We start from the raw sequence: 26,184 nt of genomic DNA on the forward strand, positions 1-26,184 counted from the left end.
CCACCTCTATATGAAATTTATTTTCTATTATATATTTCCGATTTTTGGTATAACTCATCAACTGTTCCTTTCCGATAGCTTTCTTTAAAAATAGGATCTCCAACTATATCATCTTGCCCGATAACTAACCAAGTTTCATTCCATTCTCCGTTATTAGAGCCAACTAGTGATTGCTCTTCAATATCAACTCTGTAACCTGATTGTTCATTCTCTAGTTGTGAATTTGCAAAGATGGTAAAACCATTGTATCCAATGGAAATCTCTCTTTTTATTAATAAGTCTAACAACTTATACAATTCATTCATAAGGTCCTCCGACAGTTTGCACCTATCCAGAAAAGAAAAACTTCTTTAACTATCCTGCACCTTTAGCACAATAAGGAATTCAACAAAAGAGTACCTTAATCCTTCTTGGATCAAAACCCCCGTTCAATAAGAACCATCCATTAATCTATTCAATTTCAAAAATTTTAAAAATTAAAGTGTATATAATTTTAAAGCGTGCTACATTCGAAATGTAGTAAAGATACTTAGATAAGAAGAAAGGAAGTTAAAACTAATGAAATTTAAAGTCGAAACATTTCCAAATTATCGTATTGCTTATATCCGACGAGTTGGTCAATATGGTCCTGCCAATATTGAAGTAATGGAGAAGGTAAAAAAATGGGCTAAGGAGAAAAATCTTCTTGAATCTGCAATTCTATTTGCAATTCCACAAGATAACCCAGAATCAACGCTTCCTGACAACTGTAGATTTGATGCTTGCATTGTAATTCCAAATGATTATCAAGTTGATGATTTAGTTCTTGAAGGGGAACTTTCTGGTGGAAAGTATCTTATTTACGAAGTTAAACATACACCAGATGATATTCAAAAAGCATATTCTGATGTATTTCAATCACTACAACATAATGGATATAAAATAGATAACAAGCCCATTATGGAAAAATACATTGGTGATATGATTAGCAATCCTTATTGCGAAATATGTGTTCCTGTTAAACCATAATAGCCTTAAATTGTTTGATGGATTATTTATTAACAAAATAGATTGAGAAGAACAAGTTGCTTTAGATGGCTAGCCTCTTGCTCTTCTCTTATTAACTTGTTCATATAGAAAAAACGTAACAGTTATTGAAGAAACCTGCCCCTTTAGTTAAATTAGAGAAGCTGCCATTTGGCAGCTCATATGTTATTACTGAACCCATTATAATTTTTTATTTTAAACGATTTTATTATCAGACCAACTAAACGCTAATCTCACCTTTAATCCAGCCTTTAATAAAATGTTTTAAAGAAGCCGCTACCCAAGTCCGACTATCATCTTCATGATTCCAAACATATATATCGTTTTTTTCAATTGTCCCTTTTTTCGTTATCGAGTAGCAAAATAAATCTCCATTACCTGCATCTGAGAAAAAGAAAAGATTATCAAACGGCATATATATATCTTCATAATCTTCATAGTTTCTAAAAAATAGGTTGTCCTTTACGATTTGAGAAGTTGACCAAATTAAGGGGCAATTCCAATTGTCGAATACACCATTTGTTTCACTAAATAAATCGGCTAATTCTTTGGGTAATTCAACATTTAATTCTTTAATTATTTGATCAATTTCAAATTTGGTTGCTGGTTCTTTAAGTTGATATTCTTTAGAAATAGAAGTGACAAATTCTTTCCACATAAAATGATTTCTCCCTTTGGTATTAAATGAATATGTTTTTATATATTCATCTACTAGTCAAGAAACTCCTTCTTCTTCAACAAACCTGCCCCGTTTGTATAATTAAGAATTCTAGAAAAAGGTGCCTCAATCCTTCTTGGATCAACGCACCCCATAGTTTAAGTACAACTATTCACAAACACTCATAAAATAAGTAGTTTAATACTATCTTGATTATTGACCAAATACCTTTGAAGTGATTAAAGTGATAAAAAGATACTTTTTCTTTATTGGTAGTTAGCAAGGATTTTAAATACAGCTATAAATCCAATAGGATAAAGCCAAGGTAAAAAACAGTATTGCTCTGTGTTTATTTTTAGGGAGAGAATCCAAATGAATTATCATTCGGAAGAAGCAATATATTGTATTTTTTTGGATGCATCGAATATTAATGTCAGCAAGTCTTAAAATCCCCTCCGTTAATTGCAATTAAAATGAAGGTCAATCACTCCTTGAGTAATATCTAAATTATAGCTTATTCTTCTTCAACTAACCTGCCCCGTTTGTTTAATAAGGAATTCAACAAAAAAGTACGGTAACCTTGTATATACCGCCCCTAACCAATCATTTTAGCTGAATAGATTTTACTTAATCGTGTCTAACAACTCTACATCTACTTTTTCGGTATCCTTCCAATCATAAAACCTTTCTATATGCCATTTATTTTTTAGCCTTACATAGTTGTTATCTTCAATCCACTTGTGCAAGTCATTATATGCATCCATTATTTTATAATTTGAACCTTTATGTCTCATAACAGCATATCTTTGAGGTGGTATGGTTAGAGTTACCATATCAGTTGGAATATCCTCGTACTCTTTTACTTCAACACAAACCCAATAGCCATCTTCATCAGAAGTTTCATTTTCCACAACAAATGCACCAAATTGTTCAATTGGATTAACAACCTGTTTAATTTCGCTTATACGCTCGCTCAATCTTAATGACGCTTTTGGTATTTCAATTAAATATTGTTTACCAGAACACAAAACTCGAAAACCTACTAACCTTAATTCATCAAGTTCTTTAATAGTCTTATTTTGCATTGTTTTTTCTGACACTCTAATTCCCCCTCCTATAAAATAATTTATATTTTCTACAAATAATTCATAAACACCTCTTCAACAATCCTGCCCCATTAGCTTAATGAGGAATTCAACATCAAGGTTCCTTAATCCGTTTTGGAACAAAGCACCCGATTTCTGAGATAAACTTATATAAATTTGCTTTTATTCTAGTGGCTTTAGTAAGTCCCCATTTAATTTGTTTGATATGCTTATTGCTTCTTTTCTAGTTGTTGCTGGTCCGGATATTAATAGCCCGCCTTCAGGATCCCACTCGTAAGTAGCATTATCGCTTCCAGATTCAACAAGATCATAAACGATAATAGTTAGTTCGCTAAAATCATTATTTATATAGAGATTGCCATAGGTGTTACGATCAGTTGGGTGGGAATAATCCCTGAAGGATAATGTACCGTTGTTTCCCAAAAAAACAACTTCAACTTCCTTATTATCAATTATTATATCTTTTGGCACATCACCTTTTATATCAATGGTTCCTTTAAAACGGTCTTGGTTAAATATTTTTTTATGGTAACTCCCTTTAATTGTTATTGTAACCTTTTCATTTATTTGATTGCTTTTCCCTCCAACTCCGTACACGAATCCATCAAATTCCTGATTGATACCTTTTGGAATGGAATACCAAGCTGCTAAGCCAACTATTCCTACAAGACATATGAATGCTATAAACAATTTCTTTGGATTTATTGGAACGCACCTCCCTAATTATTTTACTAACCTGCCCCGTTTGTTTAATAAGGAAATCAACAAAAAAGGCGGTCAATCCTTCTGGATAAACCCACCCGTAGAAAGCCTTTTTAAACTAAAAATTCTAATAAGAATAGATGGTAAACTAAAGAAAATAAGATAACCACAAAACCAATTACTTTCCATTTAAATTGTAAAAGGTATCCTACAAGTGCAACTATGGGTGTAATAAATACCCATAATCTTTGCGGACTTAAATCCTCTGGAATTGAAATACTAATATATAAACCAAAAGATAAGATTATTAAAAATAAAGGAAATAATACTATAAAGCCTAAATTTAGAAACTTCAATAACATTATATCCACTCCCTTTTAGATAATTAATAATCCAAATCTGCATATATTTTAATAACATATTCGACCAAAAAATAACAATTCCTTCTTCAACTAACCTGCCCCGTTTGTTTAATAAAGATAGGTCTTTTACTGTGTTTTATTCGTTCATTAATTTCGTCCCCTTTAGAAAAATATGTAGTGAAAGAATGCAGACCTATCCCTGCATAATGCCGCGTCTGAATACCTCTAATTGCTTGCGGGATGCAGAATTCTTTCTCCAATGGAATATGGAACATTTGCTGGTAAAAAGAAACTGTATCTTCCTGAAACTGTGGCAGAACAGATGACTGGAGCCGAAGCATTTTATGTAGATTTTCCTAAATAGGGAAAATCGACAGTTTAACGGAATGAAGGAATTTTCAAAAAGAAAGAAGAATACTATTAATGGTATTGCTTCGTAAAACGATAGCTAGAAAGGAGGATCAATATGTCGAATGAAACTGCAGTAAAAAAATTACCTGCAAGAAGCGAGGTTCCGGTTGAGGAAACGTGGCGCCTTGAAGATCTCTTTGCGTCCGATGATGACTGGGAGAAGGAATTCCAGGAAGTGAAAGAGCTTATTCCAGGAGTAAGCGCCCATCGCGGAAAACTCGGTGAAAGCGCAGATAGCCTTTACACCGCTTTGCAGGAACACGACCAGCTCCTTGATCGGATTGGCAGTTTGTATACGTATTCCCACCTGAGGTACGACCAAGATACCGGAAATTCCTTTTATCAAGGAATGGATGGCAGAATGAAGGCATTTTATTCCCAGGCGGCAAGCCAGCTTGCTTTTATCGTGCCGGAAATTCTTTCAATTGATGAGCAAAAAATCAAAGGATTTTTGGAGGAAAAACCTGAGCTTAAGCTGTACGAGCATGCCCTAGAAGAAATCAACCTCCAACGCCCGCATATTTTATCCGCTGAAAAGGAGGCGCTCCTGGCTGAAGCCGGTGAAGTGATGGCTGCGTCATCAAACACGTTCGGTATGCTGAATAACGCGGACCTGGAGTTCCCACCAATTAAGGATGAAAACGGGGAAGAGGTCGAAGTGACCCATGGCCGCTACTCTAGATTCCTTGAGAGCGCGGATGCAAGGGTGCGCCATGACGCGTTCAAGTCAGTTTTTGATACGTACGGAAATTTCAGGAACACATTTGCGAGCACACTTAGCGGCCAGGTGAAGAAGGACAACTTCAATGCCCGTGTCCGCAACTACGATTCTGCCCGTCAAGCCGCGCTGGCCGCGAACAATATCCCGGAAACCGTCTATGACAATCTTGTTCATTCAATCAGTAACAATTTGCATTTGCTGCACCGTTATGTAAAGCTTCGCAAAAAAGTGCTTGGCGTCAACGAGCTTCATATGTATGATTTGTATACTCCGCTTGTGAAGGATGTCAAGATGGAGATTTCGTACGATGAAGCCCGCGACCTCGTGTTGAAGGGCCTTGCACCGCTTGGTGAGGAGTATCAGAACATCCTGAAAGAGGGCTTTGATAACCGATGGGTCGACGTCCACGAAAACAGAGGGAAGCGGAGCGGGGCGTATTCTTCGGGTGCTTACCGTACGAATCCGTATATCCTGATGAACTGGCAAAACAATGTGCACAACCTGTTTACGCTTGCCCATGAATTCGGACACTCGGTCCATAGATATTATACAAATAAAACCCAGCCATATCCGTATGCCAATTTCAGCGTTTTCGTTGCCGAAGTCGCATCAACCTGCAATGAAGCGCTTTTGAATGATTACCTGCTAAAAACAATTGATGACGAGCAAAAGCGTCTGTACTTGCTCAATCACTTCCTTGAAGGATTCAGGGCGACTGTATTCCGCCAGACGATGTTCGCGGAGTTCGAGCACCAAATCCACAAGAAGTCCCAGAACAACGAAACACTTACGGCAGATTCTTTGACCAAGGATTATTATGAGCTGAACAAAAAATACTTCGGCGGCCAGGATATTACCATTGATGAAGAAATCGGCCTCGAGTGGTCAAGAATTCCGCATTTCTATCACAACTACTATGTTTACCAATATGCGACAGGCTACAGCGCAGCAACCGCATTAAGCAGGCAAATCCTTGAAGAAGGACAGCCGGCAGTCAACCGCTACATCGACTTTCTGAAAGCCGGTAGCTCCGACTACCCAATTGAGGTACTCAAAAAAGCCGGCGTCGACATGACCAGTCCGGAACCAGTCGACAATGCCTGCAAAGCCTTCGAACAAGCACTAAACGAAATCGAACAAATCCTAAGCTAATGATTAGGGGCCAGGCGCCATCTCCAATAGGAGGGTGCCTGGCCTCTTTTTAATCGTTAACGTAAATTCCTTGACCCGTATAGTATTGATATCAGGGAGTTGTTACACTATTTTCATTAACTTGTAGAACCTCTCCCTCAAATCTTCATATTTTCTCCTTTATGATTAATTGACTTATTAATTTAATTCGATAAATGTAAGTTTATTCCTTCTTCAACTAATCTGCCCCGTTTGTTTAATAAGGAATTCAACAAAAAGTGCCTTAATCCATTCTAGATCAAAGCACTGTTAGTTTAATTTACAAAACTTTAAATGACATCTGTTGCTCTAATTCCTTTATTCTCATCTCTAATTGTTCGATTTCTTTGGGTAGAGAATCTATAAGCTGATAATAAAGCATTCCACCATAGTTTAGTCCTGGATAAAGAATGTTTAATGCTTCAACACCAAGTTCGTTGAGAAGGTTTAAACGTTCCTTGGTTTGCTCTAAAGAGGCTTTAAGATTTCCCAACAAATTAGCCATAGGGCTGCCTCCTAATAGATGCTTAAGTTAGTGTCCAACCACTTGCATTAAATTCTTATACCCAAATTAAGTTTCGCTGAAACCACTTTTGACCAAGAATTTATATTGTAGGAACAAACTTTGTTAAACTAACCTGCCCCGTTTGTTTAATAAGGAATTCAACAAAAAGGTGCTTTAATGCTTATTTGGAACAAAGCACCCCCTAAGTACAATAAGAACTTGAATAATTACATAACACTTTTTCTTGAGTAATAGGCGAGAAGAAAAGAAATCAGAGGTAAAAAAGCAAGTATCCTAAACCAATTTTCTGCACCTAAGAAATAGAGTGAGGGTAGTATTAGTACAATTCCACTAACAAATAATGATTTCCAAGATTTTTTCTTTAAACCCCATAAAAATAATAGCATTGAAGCTCCAATCAATAACCAAAAAATAAAACCAACCCAATAGAAGTCCATATTTGCCCTCCTTTAATTCTTCTCCTATAACCATTATATGAATATATACTTTAATGCCAATCCTTTAACTTCCTTCTTAAATAAACCTGCCCCTTTAGCACAAGAAGGAATTCAACAAAAAGGTGCCTTAATCCTTCCTGGATCAAAGCACCCGTTTGTCGAGAAAAAAATTTAAAATTTAAAACTCATTCTGTGTTCAACTTTTTATAAAAAATATCAGAGAGAATACCTAATAAACCAATCATTAAAATGAGCATACCATAAAGCTCGAAACCACCAAAAAATGTATGATAAACACCAATTCCTGTTGTCAAATGAGCAATAGAAGCAATTATTAATCTTCTCATTTTTAACACCTCTCCTATATACTTTTTACCATAAAGACCAATAATTTTATAAAACTATCCTGCCCCGTTTGTTAAATAAAGAGTTCAAAAAAAGAGGCATTAATCCCTATTAGATTAAATGCCTATAATAAGATTTCTATTAAAAATGGTATCAGGAGCAAACGTAAATTACTTAACGGTTCTGCCATTATATCTAAGCTCGGTAAAATGGACTAGTTCAACTTTGTTGGATAAATCCCCTTTTTCAATCACTTCACAAAATCCAGATGCGTATTGAACGACTAAAAAGTATTCTTTTCCTTGATATATTACAGGAAGGTTTTCCATCATATTATCACATCCATCGCTTTTAAAACCATTTTATTTCCAATACAGTGATATGTCTGTGGATAAAATGTGATAATTATCATAAAAACCCTTATTACCTTTTCTCCCCAGGTTAATACAATAACTTCAAAAATATGTTAGTTAATCCTCCTGAATTAATTTACCGCTACCACCTAAAAGGAAAAATTTGCCGAAAATTAAAAATTGCCTTGTTATTTTAGGATCTATCTTGTTGCAATGACTTATTTCCAGGTGCAAACCATCCGATTAAGGCAATACCGACTAATACTCCATAAAAGATCAGAGTCCAGGCGGTACTGTGAGGAAAATAATGATTTAAAACACCAATATCTTCATGAGCAAGGGTAACTACAGCCAATTTGACACCGACCCAGGCAACAATGGCATAGGCTGTTGTTTCCAATGCTGGACGTTTTTGAAGAAGCTGCACAAACCAGGTTGCTGCAAACTTAATCAAGACAAGGCCAGCAATACCTCCAAGTAGAACAACAATAAACTGCCCTCCATCCATACCACCGAAATTGTCTAGCGGTGAATCTGGAAGACCAAGGGCAATAGCAACTGCCGCTAGAATCGAATCAATGGCAAAAGCGAGGTCCGCTAATGCAATCTTCCCTACAGTAGGCCAAAAACCTTTCCCAGCGGCTTCCTTTTCATCGTCCTTATGAATATTCTTATTGTCTTTCCCGAACTTTGCCTTAATGACATGCTTTAATCCAAGGTAAAGAAGATAAGCCGCTCCTATCGCTTGAATCTGCCAGACGTTCGCAATAAATGAAATGACAAAAAGTGCAGCAAATCTGAAAGCAAAGGCCATAATGATTCCGTAAGTTATAGCTCTTCTTTTCTGTTCTTCGGGTAAATGCTTGGCCATAACTGCTAATACAAGGGCATTGTCAGCCGATAACAACCCTTCCAATCCAATTAGAATTAACAATGCCCAAGCATATTCTAGCCATATTGACTCCATCTATTTCTCCCCTATCTATAACTAATATGTCATGTGAAAGTTTCGTTTCTCTAACGATAGAATTCCCTATTAAGCAACAGGTAATCCTAGAGAATAATGCTAAAATTATTTATTCAGTTACTTCTCAGCACTCTATATTCCTTCTTCCAATAACCTGCCCTGTTTGTTCAATAAGGATTTTCAAAAATGGCGGCTAATCCTTCTTGGGACCAACGAACCGTCTTAGTAAATGATTTACTACAAAAAAATCGAATACGTTGGAGTTGATGTACATGTACGTACACGAATTGTTAATGAAGATAATATGATTTCTGACCCTTTTAAAAACCTTTTGATTCATAAGTAAATTAAGGGACGCGAATTGTTCCTCTTAATGTGAAAAGATTATGGGGGAGTTAACTATATCATTATTAAGTGAACTAATGACTGATTATTACGTTGGCTTATTAAGAGGTCTTATTATGTGTATATTCACTTAAATGAAGGTAACTATAAAGTTGAAGAGCGAGGTTTGGTGTATTGTTATTATCGTCTCCTTTTGGTGCAACACAAACCCTGCTCTCACTGATTCCTTCCTCAACTAATCTGCCCCTTTTGTTAAATAAGGCATTCAACAAAATCAGCCTCAATCCTGCTGAATCAACGCACCCGTTAGCTTAATAATTAAACTTTTTTTACCATTCGTACTTGTTTTAAGATATGTCCATCGAACTCTAAATCAGACTCTTTAACTATTTCGAACCCTTTAGCTTCATAAAAGTTCATACCAATCTTATTATCTTTTTCGACGTTTATATAAATTTCTTTTATACCTTTTAATTCTTTAACCGCTTGTTGTATCAAAGCAGTACCTATCCCTTTACCTTGGAAATCTGGATAAAGATAAATAGCCGCCAATTCCACCTTTCCACCATTCCTTACTGTGGAATAGTTTGCAAAACCGACAACTTTCCCCTCAACTTCTGCAACATAAACAATAGAACGTTCTATACGTTGTTTCATACTTTCATCACTGTAATTTGATTTTAAGAAGTTATTTTGTACTTCTAAGGGAATTATGCCCTCATATGTTGCATTCCAAGTTGTTTTCGCTATGGTTTGAACTTGTTTTGTATCTTCGTAGTGCATCTTACGAATGGTAATATTCATATAAAGCCCTCCTTTTAATACGTCTGTATAAAATAATTAGACTAAAAGTATAAATTCCTTTTTCAACTCTATTGCCCCTTTAGCTTAATAAGGAATTCAAAAAAAGGTGCCTTAACCCTTCTCGAATCAAAGCACTCTTTCATTCAATTAACCATAAAATCCAATTAAATTTAATAATGTCACCCCGAAAATAGTTACAAAAACCCCCACTGCCATAGCTAAGGTTGTAGTTCTAACTTTTTTAGTATCTATCCAAACAGTAATTCCAATAATGACTGTAAATATGATACCAAAAAATAATGAAGCGAAAGGATTAGTAGGTGTAATCCAATCATACCAACCTAGAAAATCCATTATTCTCATCTCCAATTCCATTATTAAATTCATTTTTAAAAACCAATCCCTTTATTAAAGATTACTGCCCCGTTTGTTTAATAAGGAATTCAACAAAAAGGGCCTTAATCCTTCTTGGATCAAAGCACCCGATAGTTTAAGTAAAATATTTCACAATCTAATAATTGTCCGAGAGGCATTAATCCCTTCTTGAATTAAAGCAACTCTATGTTAAAAGGGTAATCACGCCTTATCAATCAATATTTGCGAATTCCTTTAGATCTCTTTTTGTTCCCAACAACACCAATAAATCGTCACCATATATTATTTGCTCTGGAGATGGAGAAATTATAATATCTCCGTCCCGAACAATAGCTATGGCACTCAAATTGAATTTTGCCCGTAAATCCATGTCACGAAGACTCTTACCATACATAGTGGTAGGAATTTTTATTTCTTCAATGCTGTATTTCTGTGAAAGTTCAATAAAGTTTAGAACATTTGGTGAGAGTAACTGGTGTGCTACACGCTCACCCATGTCCCTTTCTGGGTATATGATCCAATCGGCACCAATCTTTTCAAGTACACGACCATGATTGTTATTTAAGGCTTTGGCAATTACTTTCTTAATCCCAACTTCCTTTAAAATCAAAGTAGTCAAAATACTCGCCTCCATATCGTCACCAATGGCTACAATAGCACAATCGACATTTCTAATTCCCACCGAATCTAATGCTTGTTTATCTGTTGAATCCGCCACAACGGCATGAGTTAAGTTACCTTCAGCCTCTTCTACTACCTCTTCATCAATATCGAGACCAAGAACTTCTTGGTCAGCAGCATGCAATCTTTTGGCAATACTCATTCCAAATCGTCCAAGACCAATGACAGCATAAGTTTGTTTTGGCATTTTATATACACTCCATTAATATTAATATTAATATTAACCAATCATAATTTTTCCTTTTGGATAACGGAAAGGATCAGGCTTTCTCTTCATTGTAATAGCAAACGCTACCGTTAATGGGCCAACCCTCCCTGCAAACATAGTAAAAATAATTAATATACGGCCTAAAGGAGATAATTCTGGCGTTAGCCCCATTGAAAGTCCTACCGTAGCAAAAGCAGAAGTTGCTTCAAATAAATAGATAATAAAATCGTGGCCGCCTTCCGTTATCGTCAGCAGCATAGTAATGGAGATAACAAGGAACAATCCGCTTACTGTAACTGTAAGGGCTTTTAGTATCGTTTCAAGTAGAATACGCCTTTCAAAAAATACAACATCATCCTTCCCTTTTACCTGGGACCATACTGAACCCATTAAGGTGGCAAATGTTGTTGTTTTAATACCACCACCAGTAGACCCTGGAGATGCACCAATAAACATTAAGATAATAATCAAAATTAAAGTGGACTGTGTTAAGTCAGGAATGTTTAATGTATTTGCTCCTGCCGTTCTAGGGGTGACCGCCTGGAAAAGAGATGCCAGTACTTTGCCCGTATATGATAGAGGCTGCAATGTCTTTTCATTATTAAATTCAAGTAAAAAGATTAGGATAGTCCCGCCCACTGTTAGGATAAGACTAGTCACTAATACAACTTTTGTATGCATTGATAACCGTCGTGTGGATCGGTATTCATATAGTTCATTCAGGACAATAAACCCGATGCCGCCAAGTGTAATAAGTGCACAGACAGTTAGAGTAACAATAGGATCATCAACATATGGAGTTAAACTCCTGAATTCGCCCATCAAGTCGAAGCCGGCATTGTTGAAATTTGATATTGAATGAAAAATCCCATAATAAATGGCTTTTGCTAAAGGCATATCAAATGTAAACCGAAATGATAATAGAAGAGCACCAATTCCTTCTATGACCATCGTGAAAATCAGTACCCTTCGGACTAATCTAACAATTCCTTCAATTGACACGTTATTTAAAGACTCCTTCAGCAGTAACCGTTCCTTTAGTGAAATTCTTTTTCCCAGTAGAAAGAAGAAAAAGGTAGCGAATGTCATAAAGCCAAGGCCGCCTACTTGAATTAGGCTTAATATGACGATTTGTCCAAACCTTGTAAAAGTAGTCCCTGTATCAACAACCACAAGTCCTGTTACACAAGTAGCCGAGGTAGCAGTGAACAAAGCTTCAAGAAAAGGAAGACCTTCTCTATTTACAGTTGCTATTGGCAGTGTAAGTAATATAGTCCCGATAAGAATGACTACTGCAAAACCAAGTACCAGTATTCTTGGTGGGTTAAGATAGTAATTGTTCTTTTTCATACTCTCCTCCATTTATCCTTTTCAAATTTTCACATTAGAAATCGTGCGTATATATAAACAGTAGAAATAATTATCGAAACAATCTTTATTGGAATCCAACAACAAGATATTTGCAAAAGATATAGGGTGTCCCTCTTTCTCGACCAGCTACAATTAAGTTTGCAGCTTCAGAATTCATAGAGTAACCTCCTGTATTATTTTTCCCTTTTAGTATCCACGGTTGAATTAGTTACATCCCTCTAGCCCAATAAAAAAAGACCAATGAACACTTGTCCCTAATGAAGCCGTAGCAAATAGAACTCCTTGATTTGTTAAACAACAATTACAAGGACAATGCTATAACTTCCATGTTGGAAAAGTACTCATTGGTCTACTTAATGCCCAGCAAGCCAAAGGGCTCCCTTTGCATTCTGTCCACCAGATGATTTTCATTTATACGCATATAAAAAAGACCTGCGTATTTCAGGCTGTTTCTTTGCTGTTAAACAACAAAAAAACCTCCATAATAAAGGCGGTCTTTGACCTCCTTCGCATAGCCGACGAAGTTAGCTGACGGGTAGGATGGCGAAAGAGAATTCATCCCTCCTGAAATGCAGGATTAACCCCAAATAGATTGGTTCCTCCGTTCTCACACTTTCATGAGATTAGGCAAATATTCGATTAATTTCAAAAGTTATTCTACTCCCGTTTTCTTTAATTGTAAAGTGTTAAAAAAATATTATTGTAATTAGTTTGTAAAATGCTATAAACTCGTTGACATCACTAAAAACCAAATTTATGATAAGTTCCATAATTGCTAAGGTTCAATGGAGGAAATATGCCTAATACAAAAAAGAAGATGGAGGCTGACATAAGTGCTGCGTTTATCAAATTTCAGCGTGAACTTATTGGCAGGGGGCCACAAGAGGCAAAAACATACATTGTAAGTGATATGGTTATTTCACGATTTAAAGGTGTATTGACTGTGGAAGAAAAACATCTTGTCGCTTGTAAAGCAGGTAAAAGTCTGGTGAAAGAAATGCGGCAACTGCTTAGGGAGATGTACAGCGAAGAATATGAAAAAATAGTGGAGGAATTCACTGGCTGCAAAGTTCTTTCGTCTCATAGTGATATAAGTACCAAAACAGGGGAAAGAATTGAAGTATTTATTTTAGATAGGGATTTGGAGAAATTATAATACAATCAATATATAGGAAAAATACTTTGTAAGGAGTTGTGGAATTAATTTCTTCCACAACTCGTTCACTTTTTACTAAAACCCTAAAAATACTACATAAATCCTTATTAAACAAACCTGCCCCGTTTGTTCAATAAGGGAATTCAAAAAAGGCCGTTAATCCTGCTGGATCAACACACCCGATAGTTGAATAAGATTGGTTTGCCACCTTAATCTCCTATAGCCTCAATAACGTTGTTTTGCTCCAATGCTAGTTCACAAAGCTCCATTAACTTTTTACTGAATTTCCTTACCCTGTTTTCATACCAATCGTCTTTATTGTATTTGATCATCAGCGAAACACATATATTTATTAATTCATTTATTTCTTGAACAGTAAATAACCTATTTCCATACGGGTCTAATCCTAGTAACAGGTCATATCCGTTCCCTTGATTGTTCAGCCTTTTTGAAAGATAAGAGTGTAATTTCTCTTCAAGTTTTACACCTCGCTTAGTCGAATCAACAATGATGAAGTCAATTCCTACCAATCGTCTCACCCTCTTATAATAAAGTAGCAAATTTACAATTTTAAAAGTTATTCCTCTTCAACTAACCTGCCCCGTTTGTTCATTAAGGAATTCAGCAAAAAAGGTGCGAAATCCTTCCTAATTCATCGCATCCGTTCCTTTAAGTAAATCTTTTGAAATCTGATTCCTTTTGAATTTATACTTTTTTAATACTTCGAACGAACCCTTTTCGCTAAAGTGATTGCTATGAACTGAGGAATTAGATTCAATAGACTAACTACTACTATTAGTTGAGAAGAGGAAAATGGTTTAAAGTATCCACCCTCCCACATTTCTGTATCTAACATACCTCCATTAAAATAAAATGAAATCATCATTGATAACATATTTCCGATGATAATTGGAATGAAATTGCAATAATATATCGCAAGGAATGCAAGCAGGGAAGTTACCACAATCATTATCAGATACCCCATCATAGAACGGTTAGCAAAATCCTGTTTCATCGAAAAGTGTACAAACGGAAAACAGTATAAAATAACTAAAAAGATGCCAATGCCTATTTTTTTCAAATTGAATCCCCCTACGTTCCAAAAACTCATATTGTGTAAATTTACACTAATTATAACATAAGGGTGATTTATTTAATACAAATATTTCCGAATTCTAATTCAACTATGTTTAATAAAGAATTCTATAAAAAAGTGCGGATACCTTCCTGGATCTTGCACTCTTAGGTTGAAGAAGAGTCGTCCAAAATTTGGTGGTAAGTTCAAGAGGTCAAATTTCTGTTAAAGGTAAATAAGAAATAGAAAGCGAATGAAGTTTGTATAAAGTTATTTTGAGGAGTGTAATGTGAAATGGACAATAGTTTTAAAGGAATCTATGGTTCATATGAGATACCTGAAGAAATTTATAAGCTTTATGAACTTGAAAGAGAGCTTAACGACATAGATTTGTCACTAAATATAATAGGGCTTCAACCTTGCCTTGATGATTATTTCGACCAAATTTCGCCTCCAGATCTAATCCCTTTTGCAACCACTGGAGGTGATGGTATTTATTTTGGTTTTTTGACTGATTTTGGGCAAGTACCTAGCATAAAAGAAGCATCCATAGTCTGTGTAAGCCCCACTAACGATCCACCAATTAGATATATAGCAAATAACATAAAGGATTTCTTGAATTTAGTATCTTCTGTTCCACATGCTGAAATGTTAGAGAGTTTTTGGGCAAATCCTGATGAGAGCCAAATCCAGCAAGTTATCACAGAGTTTGTTAAAGATACCCCCTCTGCTTGGAAAGAAAAGCGCAGGAAGGTTACAGAACGTTTTAAGGAGAAATACGCAACACAAAACATAGAAATCGGATCTTACTTACAGTGGGTACAGGAAAAACGGGCTCATTTCATATTCACTACTACATTGGATGGGTTGGGAATAGTAGGAGGTAAGGAACAGACTAATAGCTGCACAAACTATCAATTTGATTTTAATAAACCATTAGATGATCACGAATTAAACAGAATGAAAGATTATTTAAATGAGAGTAACAGCATTGTAAAGCTTGCATTTATCCGTGATGTAATTTATGTGGTTAGAACAGACTTTGAAGAGAATATGTTTAACCTAATCATTGATTTAATGGAATCCATGAACCTAAATGATGAAGTACATAGGTTTTCGAGAGGTATAATATGATATAGCCTGATTTATCCTTTACGAACGGGTGTAGCTCTTTCGTAGGTATATTGTAGATTTACGTTGAAAAAGATACATACAAGAACTTATACATAGACGCTGTGACCGCAATCTTTTGATGTTATTCTGAGGGTGAGTTGCACCGAACACTTTGGTTATCCGTTTAGCTACTCTCAAAAATATGCCCCCTAAGGTTGGACATAAAACACCAACTGTAGGGGGCATATCATTTAATGCGGTTTTCATTAATTAAGCTTATACTATTTGTCCCAAATTTATGATTACAAGTCTATCGGTTTGCCGCCTGTCACCCCATAAATCTGGCCGGTGATATAACTTGCTTCATCGGAGGCCAGAAGAACATACACAGGTGCAAGCTCTACTGGCTGTCCTGCACGGCCTAGTGGATAGTTTTGGCCAAACTCAGGGATTTGTCCATCCAGTTTTCCGTTATCCAACTGCAACGGCGTCCAAATTGGCCCCGGCGCGACACCATTTACACGCACACCCTTCGAAGCAAAGTACGAGGACAAGGCAACCGTAAAGTTGCTTATCGCACCTTTTGTAGCGGCATAATCCGCTAAAGATTCGGATGGATTGAAAGACTGAACCGATGTCGTGGTGATAATCGCGCTTCCTGGTTCCAAATGTTTTTCGGCCGCTTTTACTGACTCAAACATGCTGATGATGTTTACTTTGAAGGTGTCATGCACTTGCTTCATTGTTAATTCACTTAGGGATGGCTGCGCGATTTGCTGCGCGGCATTCAATACCAGCGTGTCCAATCCGCCAAAAGCTTCCACTGTTTTTGCAACAATCTCCGTCGCTGCACCATCTTCCCGCAAGTCATACGGCAGCAGCAATGCTTTTCTGCCTGCTTCTTCAATTAAATCTTTAACTTCGTTGGCATCTTCCTCTTCACCAGGGAAGAATTGAATGGCCACATTGGCGCCTTCTCGGGCATAGGCAATGGCGGCGGCACGGCCAATCCCGGAATCGCCACCGGTAATCAGGGCATTGCGTCCTTCCAGGCGATTGTATCCTTTATATGATTCTTCTCCGCAGTCAGGTTTGGGGCTCATTTTATTTTGTAACGCTGGAGTATCCTGTTCTTGATCCGGGAACTTTTCCGTGTAAAATTTCTTGCGTGGATCGGTTAAATGTGGGTTTCCCATCAAAAATCATCTCCTATCTTGGTTAATTCTTCATTGTTAAGGTGCAAAAAAAAAGGCCGAATGGCTATTAAAACACTTTGCACGGTTGCATTACCTGCACCCTGTTATATTTTTTGAATACCCTTTGAGCATCTTTTTAAACGGCTCCAGACCTATTACCCTCTTTAAACCCACTAATTCTCGAATTCTATCTAATTGCAGATTCCATCAAAGTAAAGTCAAAGTGGGCTAATAATTTCAAATTTCTCTTAACATACACTTTTTATTTTGGATAAAAATGAACAAAGGTTAAGTTCAATTTAGAGGTGTTAAAATATGAGTATGGTGATTTTGAGCTTATATAATGTTTCAAAAGAAAATGAACATAAGAGGTACTGTGATTAACACCCTACCAAACTCAAACGGATATCCGCATTCCCATTAAAAAGGAATTATTCAAAATGTCTCCTCACTTATTCAACTAACTCCCCCGTTTGTTTAATAACGTATTCATCAATAAAGCGATTTTCTTCCTGTATCACCGCTCCGTTAGTTCTCAGTCTTACAATTTAAAGACTAGAATAGTAATGTTTAATGGTTCGATACTAGGTTTAGTAACTAAACTGTAAACTGATTGTTAAGTAAACACATTGTTGATGAAATCTTCATTGTATACAATTAATACTTGTTAAGGAGTGATGGAAGATGAAAAGCATTACAGTCGATAAGTTAAAATTCAAGAAACAATTGTCGATGATTGAACAAATCACACTGAAAGATTTTCTGTATACCTGGGTTGGGGGCTTAAGCAAAGGATTGGAGAATGACTTTTTCCACCTTGAATACACTGTAGATGTATTTGCCAAAATGGAAAAAACGACAAATGAAACCGATTTGTTGATTTCTGATGAATTTTATTTCAGATACATAACTATCACCGAAGATAATCAAATTGTCATAGGTATTTTGGATAGGAATTCAGAATTAAAACATAAAATCATTTCACTACAAGAAATTAAATAGTTCTTAACCATACAAAAAGAGGCAGCATGTTACATGGCCTATCGCAAAACGTGAATTTACAGCTAAATATGTAAAGCAAAGTAGTTCAATTTGCACCGTATTTACGGTGCTTTTTGTATGCGAAAAAATAACCCAGATTCAATTAAACTTAAGCTAAACAACGTAGAGATGCTTATTGAACTAAAGCACCGTTTGTTTAAGTACAATTATTCACAAAGTGATTATAGGAATGCTGCCTGTTTCCTTAATAAGAAAACAATTAGTAATTTTGTATTCGTTTTGGATTATCAGTTATTTATATTTATGGTATAAGTTTAAATGCGGTTACAGACAATACTCCTATAAGAAATTAGGGGGTTATAAAATGGAAGAAGCAAACACAAGTAATAATGGAATGAGTACATCTAATAAACTAAACCTTTCAGGTCTTGGTTTGGGAGCAATTGTACTAACCACTGTTTATACGGCAATTTTGGCTTCACAGTTAATGGCTACCAAACACAAAGTCGATTACCTTTATTACAAAGAAATAACACATAATAAGTAGCTAAATATTGACGATGCTTTTTTCACCGTCTTTTATTATGTATAAAATAGCAATTTAAACTAACCTGCCCCTTTAGTTTAAGAGCCTATTAATTGGCCTTAATAAATAACCACCTAAAAGTATATTGTTTTTTTGCTTTTGATTTTGGTGTAGAAATCAATTTCGCTTTAGCTATCCGAATTTTGAATTTTACATTATTCAACCAATCTATAATTGCCAATGCATGGTAATTCGGGCAATACTTCTCTCCTTTTTCATACGTCCAATACTTTTTATTTTTGTTTTCATCAAAAATCAAGTCTCTTTGAATTTTATTGATCTTTCTACCCACCTTAGAAGAACAAGAAATATATTGGACATAATCATCACCAAAAACGCATTTAATAACCACCTAATCTCGGAATTCAACAAAAAGTGCCTTAATCCATTCTAGATCAAAGCACTGTTAGTTTAATTCACAAAACTTTAAATGACATCGGGGAGCTCATTCGTTTTCTTTATCTGTTGCTCTAATTCCTTTATTCTCATCTCTAATTGTTCGATTTCTTTGGGTAGAGAATCTAAAAGCTGATAATAAAGCATTCCACCATAGTTTAGTCCTGGATAAAGAATGTTTAATGCTTCAATACCCAGTCCGTTGAGAAGGTTTAAACGTTCCTTGGTTTGCTCTAAAGAGGCTTTAAGATTTCCCAACAAATTAGCCATAGGGCTGCCTCCTAATAGATGCTTAAGTTAGTGTCCAACCACTTGCATTAAATTCTTATACCCAAATTAAGTTTCGCTGAAACCACTTTTGACCAAGAATTTATATTGTAGGAACAAACTTTGTTAAACTAACCTGCCCCGTTAGCTGAATAGTATATATATTACTCGCTGGGTTCTTCCAACAATGGCTCATACATCATAATAGCGTGGTTTTCAGTAATGAATTCATCATCAATTAAATCATTATTTTTATTAAATATTTTCCGATGTATTTCATTGTGTCTTACATAACCGCCCCAATACTCAAAAGTAATACGATGATTTTTTTCATAAACTTCGTAAGTATTAAGTGGTGAGATATCTGTTCGCCATTCTCCAACTAGGTGTGTCTCCGTTAAGTAAAGAACTAGCTGGTATATATCGTTAGTTTCGTTTTTTATTTGCAAATCTAAGTAGTTATACGCACACGTTGCACCGCTTCCAAAAGGTTGGCTCCTTTTGCTATCTGGAAAAACATCATAACTATGGCGGTATCTCTCGGAAACGGTTAATGGAGTATGCAAAGTCATCCAGTATATTAAATTAGATAATTGGCATAAGCCGCCACCAATTCCTGTCGTAACCTTACCATAATGCAACACCATTCCCTCGACATATCCCTTTCTTCGGGTCGTGTTTCCTAAAAGACGCCAGTAAGAAAATGTTTCCCCAGGTCGAATTATTATTTTATTTAATCTATTTAATGCTATTTTTAAATTAATTACTTTATTATGCTGTAACCACATATCCACGTCTTTTAATTCTCTAAGAAGCAAAGTTCTATGTGAAAAGACCAAATTATTTAATACAGTCTTTTCCCTTTTTAAGCTATATGTCTTTTTACCGAAAATCCACTCAAAGTATCTCTGTGTACGGTAATATTTTTTACCAAAATATATTCTGATAGGGCTTCTTTTTATAGGTTTTAAATGGTTCATAGGTTTCATCCCCTCTTTTTACCATTATACAAAAGTTCCTTTGATAAAATTAAAATTTTGGAACTTTTTTCAGAATTATAAGTTTATCTACCCCTTTTAAAAAGAAAGCCGCCAAAGGCAGCTAATTTTGCTGGTATCAGATTTAAATAATCTCCTTATAACGAAGATAATTAACCAGTCATAAGAGAGGTACTTGAAGAAACAGGTATTATCATTGAACTTGATGGTATCACAGGCGTTTATTATAATGCGACCAAGCAGATTTTATCAGTTGTTTTTAAAGCCAGATGTATTAGTACAGAAATTAAAATCCCGCCTGAAGAGATAAATGAAGCGAAATTTGTAAAGTTGAATGCAAATAATATTGACCAATATATTACCCGTCCTCATATGAAATCTAGGACATTGGATGCTATGAACGCGGATAATATTATTACTTATGAAACTTGGGAAGTAAATCCTTATAACTTACTCGGAAGGCTATTTTAGGTCTTCTTCAACAAACGGGGAGGTTAACTGCTAGGGAGAAAGAGTTAATAAGGAAGATGAATGGGAAAAGACGTAAAAAAGGTATTAACCGATAAAAAAAACACACATTTTTGAACTAACAGGAAGTTGAACCAAAAAGGGCTAACTAGTAATGTGGTTATTGAACCAAACGGGGCAGTATAGCATTCTTATAGAGTGTAAATTTTGAGCTATAATAAAATAGGACTCTTTAGTAAGATATTAGTAAGTCACGACTTTAACTCAACCTTAGCATTTTAAACTTCATAGTAAGAGTTCCTCCATCTCTTTGTAGAACAAAGCCACCCATTTTTGGGTGGCTTAGCGACATTATTTTTAAAAATTGCATAAACTAGTTTATTGTATTCCATAGTCCTTAGCGAAGAGCATTTTTGTTTCCACCAGGACATCCTTATGATTTTCATCTAGGTTGAATACACGTGCACCTCGCAGCCTGTTGTTTTCCTCGCCGCCAAGGCCATAGGCTCCAAACCCAACGTTTCCTGCGTAGCCTAATTTGATACCGTAATAGTCTCCAACATATGTATTGATATGGTCATGGCCTGAGAACACACCTTTCACATCGCCTCTCTCCAGCATAGCCGCAAACATTCCGCTGTTAAAAGGACCAGTGCATACACATTCATTCTTCTCACCTATGATATTATGTTTTTCAACTGCTCTCTGATGACTTTCTTCTGTTCTTTCAGATGGACTTGCGTACCACATATATTCAAATTCCGGGAGAGGAATATGCATGAATGCTAGCGATGGAACTTTACGACCGGTTGTTTGCTCCAATTTTTCCGAAGTTTCATTATACCACTGGACTTGATCATGGCGGAGCCAATCCCATGTTTGGTATCCTTCAAAATCCTGTCCAGCGATTTTTTCTGGTGCATATCTTCCACTATCAAATAGCCAAATGTTAAATGCCGGCTTTGTATTTTTAGAGTTATTGATAACCAGGTTTGTGTTTCCGGTTCCAGTAATGCCCTTAGGGCCTCGTTTGTTTACATTGTGCTCAAAGGACATATAAACTTCTAGCATATCTTCTTCATTCATACCAGTCTTTGGTGTATGGTCTTCATCGTGATTGCCAAAAGTGACTGCCCAGTGGATGCCTCTATCTTCCATAGGTTGTGCAATGTTTTCTATTGCTTGTCTAACCTCTTCCGCTGTATCCATGTCGGCATTAAGCATGTCACCATTTAAAATGGCTAAATCTGGTTTCTCCTCATCAAGTATTGTATTCATCAGTTCTATCGTTCGGGGATCGATATCCTCATCATCCTGAATATCGTTAAACTGTACAATTTTATACTTGCCATCAGAGTTGAACTGCAGCTTTTCATTCTCATTGGTCTTACCTTGCACCGATGTGCTGGTGAAGCTAGTTGTAAAAATTACAGCAAAAGCAATGGCAATCATGGTTAATGATTTCAATTTCATAAAATTACCCCTTTCAAAAGTATGTAGTGAAATTTTTTGACACACTTGCTTCTGTTTTCATCATCACCCTCTTTCATTAAGCAAGCGGACTTTATTATTGTAGGATAACTTTATCAATTCATCGTTAATATAATATAAAGAATTGTAAATAAATTCGCTATTCTAGTGGCAAGCTCTACTCCAATTTTATCTCGTACACTTGATTCTAAAAATCATTCAACTTTATTCCTTATATAACCCGGCGAATAAAAATACTCTCACAAGTGAATTTATTACTAATTACAACAATGCCTATACGGAACCCACAGAAAATAACTCCAGTATCACGATTAAGAAAGACAAAATTAGAAAACATGGAACGAGAAATTATCCTTTCTGTTTTAATTGAATATAGATGGAACAGACAAGAAGCAGCAGAAAAATTAGGTATATCAAGAAGTACACTATGGAGAACGCTTAATAATCAGTAAACATAAAAAGTATCCTTCAGGAAATTCCCAAAAGGATACTTTTTTAGTTGCTCTATACACAAACTATAAACAATCTTTACATTAACTGTATGAAAGAACATGCTTATTCCTAATATAATGAAGTGGAATTTCCTTATTAATTGAGGAGTGATGATATGGATACGAGTTCTCACATCATAATGGGGTTTGGTGTAGCTGCCTTGGCTCAGCTTGATCCAGTGGTCGCTGGCCATTCTGCCCTGTCACAGGCCGTTATGCTCGGTACGGTAATTGGTTCGAATGCCCCCGATTTTGATTTTCTTTATCGTATTAAAGGTAAGAATAGCTATGTCCGTAATCACCGAGGTATTTCTCATTCACTTCCAGCCTTGCCTTTATGGAGTATCGCAGTTTCAGGTGGTATTTATTATTTCTTTCCTGGCATATCGTTTTCCCATTTGTTCTTTTGGACATTTCTTGCAGTCATTCTGCATGTTTTTTTCGATTTATTCAATGTCCATGGGACTCAAGTTCTGCTTCCCTTTTCGAAAAAGTGGATGGCGTTTGATTCAATTCCTTTAGTGGATCCCCTTATTCTTTTTGTACATGTGCTGGGCTTTAGCCTTCTTCCATTTTATGAACCCGGAAAAACGTTTCTTGTCATTTATATGTTCATTTTTCTTTACCTTGCTGTCCGGGCCCTTTCACAAATCGCAGCAAAGAGAACGTTAAGCCTGCATTTCCGAAAAGCCCTCGATATTAAACTGATTCCGCGGATTTCCTTGTTTACATGGCACGTCGTCATTGAGACGAAAGAAGACTTTTTATTTGGCAATTTCTCTGGCCGCAACAGTTTAACCATAGAACATTCTTTTTCAAAAAAAATAGACTTTCCGGAGCTGGTTACTGACAGTAAGAGCCACCCTTCCGTTTCAGCTTTTCTTGCTGGCACTCATTATGCTTACCCATTTGTTCGTTCAAGCAAAAATGGCTATTTAATCTTTTGGAAGGACCTTCGTTTCCGTGTAAATAAGTTTTTCCCCGCTCTTGCCATTCTGGTTGTATCGTCTGATTTCCAAATCCAGAATTGTTTTATCGGCAGAGTACACTCCTTAAAACAATACAAGCAGGTAATAAGACAATTAAAAAACACCCCGGCTTTACTTGAAAAACGCCAGCATGAGAAAAAAGTTTCGGTCATTCCGTGATGCTGCTGCACAGTAAAAGTAAACAAAGTCTTTATTCCATAAAAGGGGCTGATTGTATGGTAAAGAAATTATTGATTATTTCATCCGATATTACAGGGCATGGGCATAAGAGTATAACAGAATCACTATGCGAGAAAGTCGAAACCTATAAAGGAGTAGAAATTCATGTGGTAGATGGGTTTTCGCTTGGAAAACGATTGCTCTTAACTATCGGAAAATCATATGGGCCGATCACAAGAAATTCAGAAAATCTTTGGAAGATGATTTGGAAGCTTTCTGCTTTAAAGCCCCATTTAGTGGACAATTTTATCGAATTGCTAATAACGGATAACTTCCTAAAATTAGTGGACGATGTGAAGCCGGATTTCATTTTATCAGTTCATCCAAATTTTAATGGCTCAATCTTGAACATTTTGGAAAAGAATAATCTCGTTATCCCATTCTTCACCCTGATTGCCGACCTGGTAAATATCTATCCCCTTTGGGCGGATAAGAGAGCTGATTGCATTATCAGCCCTACCCTGGCTGCCCAAAACAAGTGTATTGAATTTGGCATCCCCGATGAGAAAATAAAGGTTTCCGGATTTCCTGTCCGATCCCGGTTTTTCCAAAATAATCATTATCAACCAAAAACCTATACTAAGGAGCAATCATTAACATGCCTGGTCATGAGCGGCGGTGAAGGTGTAGGGAACATGAAGAAAATCGCCGAAAACTTGCTGGATCATTTTGATTGCAACGTAAAAATTGTTGCTGGAAAGAATGTAAAACTCAAAACAAAGCTGGAGATGTCCCTAAAGGCCAACTATGGGGATAGAGTGGAAGTCTATGGTTTCACTCCGAATATCCAAGATTTGATGCTGACTTCTGATATCGCTTTTACCAGGGCGAGCCCGAATGTGATGTTCGAGGCATTCGCTACCAATACACCACTCATCCTTACTGGAGCCTTGCCTGGCCAGGAGGAAGATAATCCAGCCTTTGCGGAGGCTTTCAACTTGGCCGTGGTATGCAGGAATCCAAATGGCATTAAGGAAACAGTAACCGAATTACTTAACAATGACGGCGAAAAACTGAACGGCATCATAAAAAGCCAACAAGATTTTATTAATACAAATGCAGCAGAGGACATTCTGCAGTTCATCCTGGAAGTTGCGGAGCCATACTATGAAGAAGCAAAAGTAAAACTTTCCTGATTCCAATTTTTAAACTGGCTTGCTAATGGTTCTTACAGGAACATTTAACCCCGTTTTTTCGTCCTATCCAACGTTCAGATGGTATGCATCACTATATTTTGAAAAACAAGATCTGGTCGTTCTTCCGTAATTAAATGGCCTGTTTTTTCAACCGTAATCAACTGTGCATCTGGCAAATCCCGAACAAGCCGTTTACCGACTTCTACAGGAACGACCCGGTCTTCCTCCCCCCAGATCAATAATGTCGGGACTTTGATTTCATTAAGCTGCTGAGGAAGCAAATCACCCTCGCGATGACGGAGCAGCCGAATCAAAGCTTGATAAAACCCTTTTTCCGCCAACGGTTTTCCAAATTCCTGAATCAGTTCATCATTGATTAATGTTTGATCGAAAAACACATTGCTTAAATGATGTTTAACATCCTTTCTTCGAACATAATAATGAACGAATTTTTCAAAGAACGGTAAGTAGGAGCAATAAATGAGAGGCTTTCTTGCCGGCTTCAAATAACCTGAGCTGCAGAGCAAAATCAATTTATTTATTTTTTCCGGGGCAATCAGCGCCATATTCAAGGCAATTTGGCCTCCCATTGAATGAGCGACGATGGACGTGCTGGAAAACCCAAACTTGCGAAGGCATTCTAATAGCAACCCCGCATAATTTTGAAAGCTATAGATATACGCAGTTGGCTTTTCGCTTTTCCCAAAGCCGGGAAGATCGACGGCAAGAATTGAATAATGCTTTTGCAAAAGAGGAATGATCCTCCGGAATGTATAAGTCGAAGATGCAAAACCATGGATTAGAAGAAGTGGTGGTTTATCATTTAAATCGTATTCGCAGTATAAATTGATATTATCTACTTTCATGTAAGTTTGATTGAGTCCATTGAAAGTCAATGCCTTCCCCTCCTCCACTAACGATAATGGTTCTATTTTTCACCAATTTGACATGGAGGATACCCATATTTTCTCCGAATGAAACGCTTTCCGAAAACGATAACCTTTTTGGCCTGCCTCGGACAGAATGCGATGAC

General features: G+C 36.4%; 30 protein-coding genes, 1 pseudogene and 1 riboswitch. Of the genes and pseudogenes, 10 read left to right on the plus strand and 21 right to left on the minus strand.

Features of this window, described 5'->3' with window-relative positions:
- Positions 1 to 17 precede the first annotated feature (17 nt).
- Positions 18 to 305, minus strand: coding sequence for a hypothetical protein (locus TY16_RS14400; RefSeq protein WP_052342745.1), 288 nt, complete (start codon positions 303 to 305; stop codon positions 18 to 20).
- A gap of 253 nt (positions 306 to 558) precedes the next feature.
- Here TY16_RS14400 and TY16_RS14405 point away from each other — a divergent pair, with 253 nt between their 5' ends.
- Positions 559 to 1,008 carry an AraC family transcriptional regulator gene (locus TY16_RS14405; protein ID WP_043932565.1) on the plus strand — a complete coding sequence of 150 codons (450 nt, stop codon included), beginning with the start codon at positions 559 to 561 and terminating at the stop codon, positions 1,006 to 1,008.
- 238 nt (positions 1,009 to 1,246) lie between these two features.
- Here the strand turns inward: TY16_RS14405 and TY16_RS14410 are convergent, their stop codons facing one another.
- From TY16_RS14410 to TY16_RS14425, 4 genes are all read right to left on the minus strand, one after another.
- The gene (locus tag TY16_RS14410) at positions 1,247 to 1,684 is read right to left on the minus strand and encodes an SMI1/KNR4 family protein (protein WP_043932566.1); all 438 of its coding nucleotides are present in this window, start codon (positions 1,682 to 1,684) and stop codon (positions 1,247 to 1,249) included.
- Positions 1,685 to 2,307: 623 nt separating this feature from the next.
- Positions 2,308 to 2,769 (minus strand): GyrI-like domain-containing protein, encoded by a 462-nt coding sequence (locus TY16_RS14415; RefSeq protein WP_043934751.1) that lies wholly within the window; start codon positions 2,767 to 2,769, stop codon positions 2,308 to 2,310.
- A gap of 183 nt (positions 2,770 to 2,952) precedes the next feature.
- Positions 2,953 to 3,480, minus strand: coding sequence for a hypothetical protein (locus TY16_RS14420; RefSeq protein ID WP_043932567.1), 528 nt, complete (start codon positions 3,478 to 3,480; stop codon positions 2,953 to 2,955).
- 125 nt (positions 3,481 to 3,605) lie between these two features.
- The gene (locus TY16_RS14425; RefSeq protein WP_043932568.1) at positions 3,606 to 3,854 is read right to left on the minus strand and encodes a hypothetical protein; all 249 of its coding nucleotides are present in this window, start codon (positions 3,852 to 3,854) and stop codon (positions 3,606 to 3,608) included.
- Positions 3,855 to 4,320: 466 nt separating this feature from the next.
- Between TY16_RS14425 and pepF the strand changes: the two genes are divergently transcribed.
- Entirely contained in the window at positions 4,321 to 6,138 is a 1,818-nt protein-coding gene (gene pepF / locus TY16_RS14430; RefSeq protein ID WP_043932569.1) for an oligoendopeptidase F, read from the plus strand.
- 298 nt (positions 6,139 to 6,436) lie between these two features.
- Here pepF and TY16_RS14435 read toward each other — a convergent pair whose 3' ends face one another.
- The 9 genes from TY16_RS14435 to TY16_RS14465 all read right to left on the minus strand — a co-directional run bounded on the left by TY16_RS14435 (position 6,437) and on the right by TY16_RS14465 (position 12,547).
- On the minus strand, positions 6,437 to 6,661 hold the full coding sequence (locus TY16_RS14435; RefSeq protein WP_043932570.1) for a hypothetical protein: 225 nt from the start codon (positions 6,659 to 6,661) through the stop codon (positions 6,437 to 6,439).
- Positions 6,662 to 6,888: 227 nt separating this feature from the next.
- Positions 6,889 to 7,119: a hypothetical protein gene (locus TY16_RS14440; protein WP_043932571.1), complete on the minus strand. Its 231-nt coding sequence runs from the start codon at positions 7,117 to 7,119 to the stop codon at positions 6,889 to 6,891.
- 185 nt (positions 7,120 to 7,304) lie between these two features.
- Positions 7,305 to 7,466 (minus strand): hypothetical protein, encoded by a 162-nt coding sequence (locus TY16_RS26300; RefSeq protein ID WP_155922256.1) that lies wholly within the window; start codon positions 7,464 to 7,466, stop codon positions 7,305 to 7,307.
- Between the two features lie 168 nt (positions 7,467 to 7,634).
- Positions 7,635 to 7,796: a hypothetical protein gene (locus tag TY16_RS26625; protein WP_197028403.1), complete on the minus strand. Its 162-nt coding sequence runs from the start codon at positions 7,794 to 7,796 to the stop codon at positions 7,635 to 7,637.
- Between the two features lie 214 nt (positions 7,797 to 8,010).
- Positions 8,011 to 8,784, minus strand: coding sequence for a TerC family protein (locus TY16_RS14445; protein WP_043932572.1), 774 nt, complete (start codon positions 8,782 to 8,784; stop codon positions 8,011 to 8,013).
- 663 nt (positions 8,785 to 9,447) lie between these two features.
- Complete coding sequence (locus TY16_RS14450) at positions 9,448 to 9,933, minus strand: GNAT family N-acetyltransferase (protein WP_043932573.1); 486 nt, start codon at positions 9,931 to 9,933, stop codon at positions 9,448 to 9,450.
- Between the two features lie 147 nt (positions 9,934 to 10,080).
- Positions 10,081 to 10,287 carry a hypothetical protein gene (locus tag TY16_RS14455; protein WP_043932574.1) on the minus strand — a complete coding sequence of 69 codons (207 nt, stop codon included), beginning with the start codon at positions 10,285 to 10,287 and terminating at the stop codon, positions 10,081 to 10,083.
- A gap of 232 nt (positions 10,288 to 10,519) precedes the next feature.
- A complete protein-coding gene (locus TY16_RS14460) occupies positions 10,520 to 11,176 on the minus strand; it encodes a potassium channel family protein (RefSeq protein WP_043932575.1) in 657 nt (218 codons plus the stop codon).
- A gap of 33 nt (positions 11,177 to 11,209) precedes the next feature.
- Complete coding sequence (locus TY16_RS14465; protein WP_043932576.1) at positions 11,210 to 12,547, minus strand: TrkH family potassium uptake protein; 1,338 nt, start codon at positions 12,545 to 12,547, stop codon at positions 11,210 to 11,212.
- Positions 12,548 to 13,066: 519 nt separating this feature from the next.
- Positions 13,067 to 13,208: riboswitch (cyclic di-AMP (ydaO/yuaA leader) on the minus strand.
- 156 nt (positions 13,209 to 13,364) lie between these two features.
- On the opposite strand from TY16_RS14465, the gene TY16_RS14470 reads away from it, so the two are divergent.
- Positions 13,365 to 13,724 carry a DUF2294 domain-containing protein gene (locus tag TY16_RS14470; protein ID WP_043932577.1) on the plus strand — a complete coding sequence of 120 codons (360 nt, stop codon included), beginning with the start codon at positions 13,365 to 13,367 and terminating at the stop codon, positions 13,722 to 13,724.
- A 209-nt stretch (positions 13,725 to 13,933) separates the two neighbouring features.
- Here the strand turns inward: TY16_RS14470 and TY16_RS14475 are convergent, their stop codons facing one another.
- A complete protein-coding gene (locus TY16_RS14475) occupies positions 13,934 to 14,263 on the minus strand; it encodes a hypothetical protein (protein WP_155922257.1) in 330 nt (109 codons plus the stop codon).
- A gap of 176 nt (positions 14,264 to 14,439) precedes the next feature.
- Positions 14,440 to 14,694, minus strand: coding sequence for a hypothetical protein (locus TY16_RS26930; RefSeq protein ID WP_231505624.1), 255 nt, complete (start codon positions 14,692 to 14,694; stop codon positions 14,440 to 14,442).
- Between the two features lie 399 nt (positions 14,695 to 15,093).
- On the opposite strand from TY16_RS26930, the gene TY16_RS14485 reads away from it, so the two are divergent.
- Positions 15,094 to 15,933 (plus strand): SMI1/KNR4 family protein, encoded by an 840-nt coding sequence (locus TY16_RS14485; RefSeq protein ID WP_043932580.1) that lies wholly within the window; start codon positions 15,094 to 15,096, stop codon positions 15,931 to 15,933.
- Between the two features lie 281 nt (positions 15,934 to 16,214).
- On the opposite strand, the gene TY16_RS14490 is transcribed toward TY16_RS14485, so the two are convergent.
- A complete protein-coding gene (locus TY16_RS14490; RefSeq protein ID WP_043932581.1) occupies positions 16,215 to 17,108 on the minus strand; it encodes an SDR family oxidoreductase in 894 nt (297 codons plus the stop codon).
- A gap of 684 nt (positions 17,109 to 17,792) precedes the next feature.
- Here TY16_RS14490 and TY16_RS14495 point away from each other — a divergent pair.
- Together TY16_RS14495 and TY16_RS14500 are read left to right on the plus strand one after the other, a co-directional pair.
- A complete protein-coding gene (locus TY16_RS14495) occupies positions 17,793 to 18,110 on the plus strand; it encodes a hypothetical protein (RefSeq protein WP_043932582.1) in 318 nt (105 codons plus the stop codon).
- Between the two features lie 364 nt (positions 18,111 to 18,474).
- Complete coding sequence (locus tag TY16_RS14500) at positions 18,475 to 18,657, plus strand: hypothetical protein (protein WP_043932583.1); 183 nt, start codon at positions 18,475 to 18,477, stop codon at positions 18,655 to 18,657.
- A gap of 465 nt (positions 18,658 to 19,122) precedes the next feature.
- On the opposite strand, the gene TY16_RS14510 is transcribed toward TY16_RS14500, so the two are convergent.
- Positions 19,123 to 19,362 (minus strand): hypothetical protein, encoded by a 240-nt coding sequence (locus TY16_RS14510; RefSeq protein WP_043932585.1) that lies wholly within the window; start codon positions 19,360 to 19,362, stop codon positions 19,123 to 19,125.
- Positions 19,363 to 19,523: 161 nt separating this feature from the next.
- The gene (locus TY16_RS14515; protein ID WP_043932586.1) at positions 19,524 to 20,339 is read right to left on the minus strand and encodes a VanW family protein; all 816 of its coding nucleotides are present in this window, start codon (positions 20,337 to 20,339) and stop codon (positions 19,524 to 19,526) included.
- Positions 20,340 to 20,516: 177 nt separating this feature from the next.
- Here TY16_RS14515 and TY16_RS26935 point away from each other — a divergent pair.
- Positions 20,517 to 20,828 (plus strand): annotated as a pseudogene (locus TY16_RS26935) (NUDIX hydrolase); the annotation flags it as partial.
- Positions 20,829 to 21,203: 375 nt separating this feature from the next.
- On the opposite strand, the gene TY16_RS14520 reads toward TY16_RS26935, so the two are convergent.
- Entirely contained in the window at positions 21,204 to 22,298 is a 1,095-nt protein-coding gene (locus tag TY16_RS14520; RefSeq protein WP_043932587.1) for a metallophosphoesterase family protein, read from the minus strand.
- Positions 22,299 to 22,651: 353 nt separating this feature from the next.
- On the opposite strand from TY16_RS14520, the gene TY16_RS26940 reads away from it, so the two are divergent.
- The 3 genes from TY16_RS26940 to TY16_RS14535 all read left to right on the plus strand — a co-directional run bounded on the left by TY16_RS26940 (position 22,652) and on the right by TY16_RS14535 (position 25,151).
- Positions 22,652 to 22,768 carry a helix-turn-helix domain-containing protein gene (locus TY16_RS26940; RefSeq protein ID WP_231505625.1) on the plus strand — a complete coding sequence of 39 codons (117 nt, stop codon included), beginning with the start codon at positions 22,652 to 22,654 and terminating at the stop codon, positions 22,766 to 22,768.
- 155 nt (positions 22,769 to 22,923) lie between these two features.
- Positions 22,924 to 23,955, plus strand: coding sequence for a metal-dependent hydrolase (locus TY16_RS14530; protein WP_052342746.1), 1,032 nt, complete (start codon positions 22,924 to 22,926; stop codon positions 23,953 to 23,955).
- Positions 23,956 to 24,011: 56 nt separating this feature from the next.
- Positions 24,012 to 25,151, plus strand: a complete 1,140-nt coding sequence (locus TY16_RS14535; RefSeq protein ID WP_043932589.1) for an MGDG synthase family glycosyltransferase — start codon at positions 24,012 to 24,014, stop codon at positions 25,149 to 25,151.
- 74 nt (positions 25,152 to 25,225) lie between these two features.
- On the opposite strand, the gene TY16_RS14540 is transcribed toward TY16_RS14535, so the two are convergent.
- Positions 25,226 to 26,047: an alpha/beta fold hydrolase gene (locus TY16_RS14540; protein WP_231505626.1), complete on the minus strand. Its 822-nt coding sequence runs from the start codon at positions 26,045 to 26,047 to the stop codon at positions 25,226 to 25,228.
- Between the last annotated feature and the right edge of the window lie 137 nt (positions 26,048 to 26,184).

Origin of the sequence: Bacillus sp. EB01, from assembly GCF_000613125.1 — a bacterium.
Classification (GTDB): Bacteria; Bacillota; Bacilli; order Bacillales; family Cytobacillaceae; genus Bacillus_D.

Excerpts from the sequence above, each read along its gene's own strand:
- pepF (WP_043932569.1), top strand. The coding sequence starts at position 4,321 with ATGTCGAATGAAACTGCAGTAAAAAAATTACCTGCAAGAAGCGAGGTT.
- TY16_RS14520 (WP_043932587.1), bottom strand. The coding sequence starts at position 22,298 with ATGAAATTGAAATCATTAACCATGATTGCCATTGCTTTTGCTGTAATT.
- TY16_RS14405 (WP_043932565.1), top strand. The coding sequence starts at position 559 with ATGAAATTTAAAGTCGAAACATTTCCAAATTATCGTATTGCTTATATC.
- TY16_RS26940 (WP_231505625.1), top strand. The coding sequence starts at position 22,652 with ATGGAACGAGAAATTATCCTTTCTGTTTTAATTGAATATAGATGGAAC.
- TY16_RS14470 (WP_043932577.1), top strand. The coding sequence starts at position 13,365 with ATGCCTAATACAAAAAAGAAGATGGAGGCTGACATAAGTGCTGCGTTT.
- TY16_RS14460 (WP_043932575.1), bottom strand. The coding sequence starts at position 11,176 with ATGCCAAAACAAACTTATGCTGTCATTGGTCTTGGACGATTTGGAATG.
- TY16_RS14515 (WP_043932586.1), bottom strand. The coding sequence starts at position 20,339 with ATGAACCATTTAAAACCTATAAAAAGAAGCCCTATCAGAATATATTTT.
- TY16_RS14445 (WP_043932572.1), bottom strand. The coding sequence starts at position 8,784 with ATGGAGTCAATATGGCTAGAATATGCTTGGGCATTGTTAATTCTAATT.
- TY16_RS14530 (WP_052342746.1), top strand. The coding sequence starts at position 22,924 with ATGGATACGAGTTCTCACATCATAATGGGGTTTGGTGTAGCTGCCTTG.
- TY16_RS26300 (WP_155922256.1), bottom strand. The coding sequence starts at position 7,466 with ATGAGAAGATTAATAATTGCTTCTATTGCTCATTTGACAACAGGAATT.
- TY16_RS14410 (WP_043932566.1), bottom strand. The coding sequence starts at position 1,684 with ATGTGGAAAGAATTTGTCACTTCTATTTCTAAAGAATATCAACTTAAA.
- TY16_RS26625 (WP_197028403.1), bottom strand. The coding sequence starts at position 7,796 with ATGATGGAAAACCTTCCTGTAATATATCAAGGAAAAGAATACTTTTTA.
- TY16_RS26930 (WP_231505624.1), bottom strand. The coding sequence starts at position 14,694 with ATGATTGTGGTAACTTCCCTGCTTGCATTCCTTGCGATATATTATTGC.
- TY16_RS14435 (WP_043932570.1), bottom strand. The coding sequence starts at position 6,661 with ATGGCTAATTTGTTGGGAAATCTTAAAGCCTCTTTAGAGCAAACCAAG.
- TY16_RS14465 (WP_043932576.1), bottom strand. The coding sequence starts at position 12,547 with ATGAAAAAGAACAATTACTATCTTAACCCACCAAGAATACTGGTACTT.
- TY16_RS14485 (WP_043932580.1), top strand. The coding sequence starts at position 15,094 with ATGGACAATAGTTTTAAAGGAATCTATGGTTCATATGAGATACCTGAA.
- TY16_RS14415 (WP_043934751.1), bottom strand. The coding sequence starts at position 2,769 with ATGCAAAATAAGACTATTAAAGAACTTGATGAATTAAGGTTAGTAGGT.
- TY16_RS14535 (WP_043932589.1), top strand. The coding sequence starts at position 24,012 with ATGGTAAAGAAATTATTGATTATTTCATCCGATATTACAGGGCATGGG.
- TY16_RS14425 (WP_043932568.1), bottom strand. The coding sequence starts at position 3,854 with ATGTTATTGAAGTTTCTAAATTTAGGCTTTATAGTATTATTTCCTTTA.
- TY16_RS14400 (WP_052342745.1), bottom strand. The coding sequence starts at position 305 with ATGAATGAATTGTATAAGTTGTTAGACTTATTAATAAAAAGAGAGATT.
- TY16_RS14490 (WP_043932581.1), bottom strand. The coding sequence starts at position 17,108 with ATGGGAAACCCACATTTAACCGATCCACGCAAGAAATTTTACACGGAA.
- TY16_RS14450 (WP_043932573.1), bottom strand. The coding sequence starts at position 9,933 with ATGAATATTACCATTCGTAAGATGCACTACGAAGATACAAAACAAGTT.
- TY16_RS14440 (WP_043932571.1), bottom strand. The coding sequence starts at position 7,119 with ATGGACTTCTATTGGGTTGGTTTTATTTTTTGGTTATTGATTGGAGCT.
- TY16_RS14510 (WP_043932585.1), bottom strand. The coding sequence starts at position 19,362 with ATGGCTAATTTGTTGGGAAATCTTAAAGCCTCTTTAGAGCAAACCAAG.
- TY16_RS14455 (WP_043932574.1), bottom strand. The coding sequence starts at position 10,287 with ATGGATTTTCTAGGTTGGTATGATTGGATTACACCTACTAATCCTTTC.
- TY16_RS14500 (WP_043932583.1), top strand. The coding sequence starts at position 18,475 with ATGGAAGAAGCAAACACAAGTAATAATGGAATGAGTACATCTAATAAA.
- TY16_RS14495 (WP_043932582.1), top strand. The coding sequence starts at position 17,793 with ATGAAAAGCATTACAGTCGATAAGTTAAAATTCAAGAAACAATTGTCG.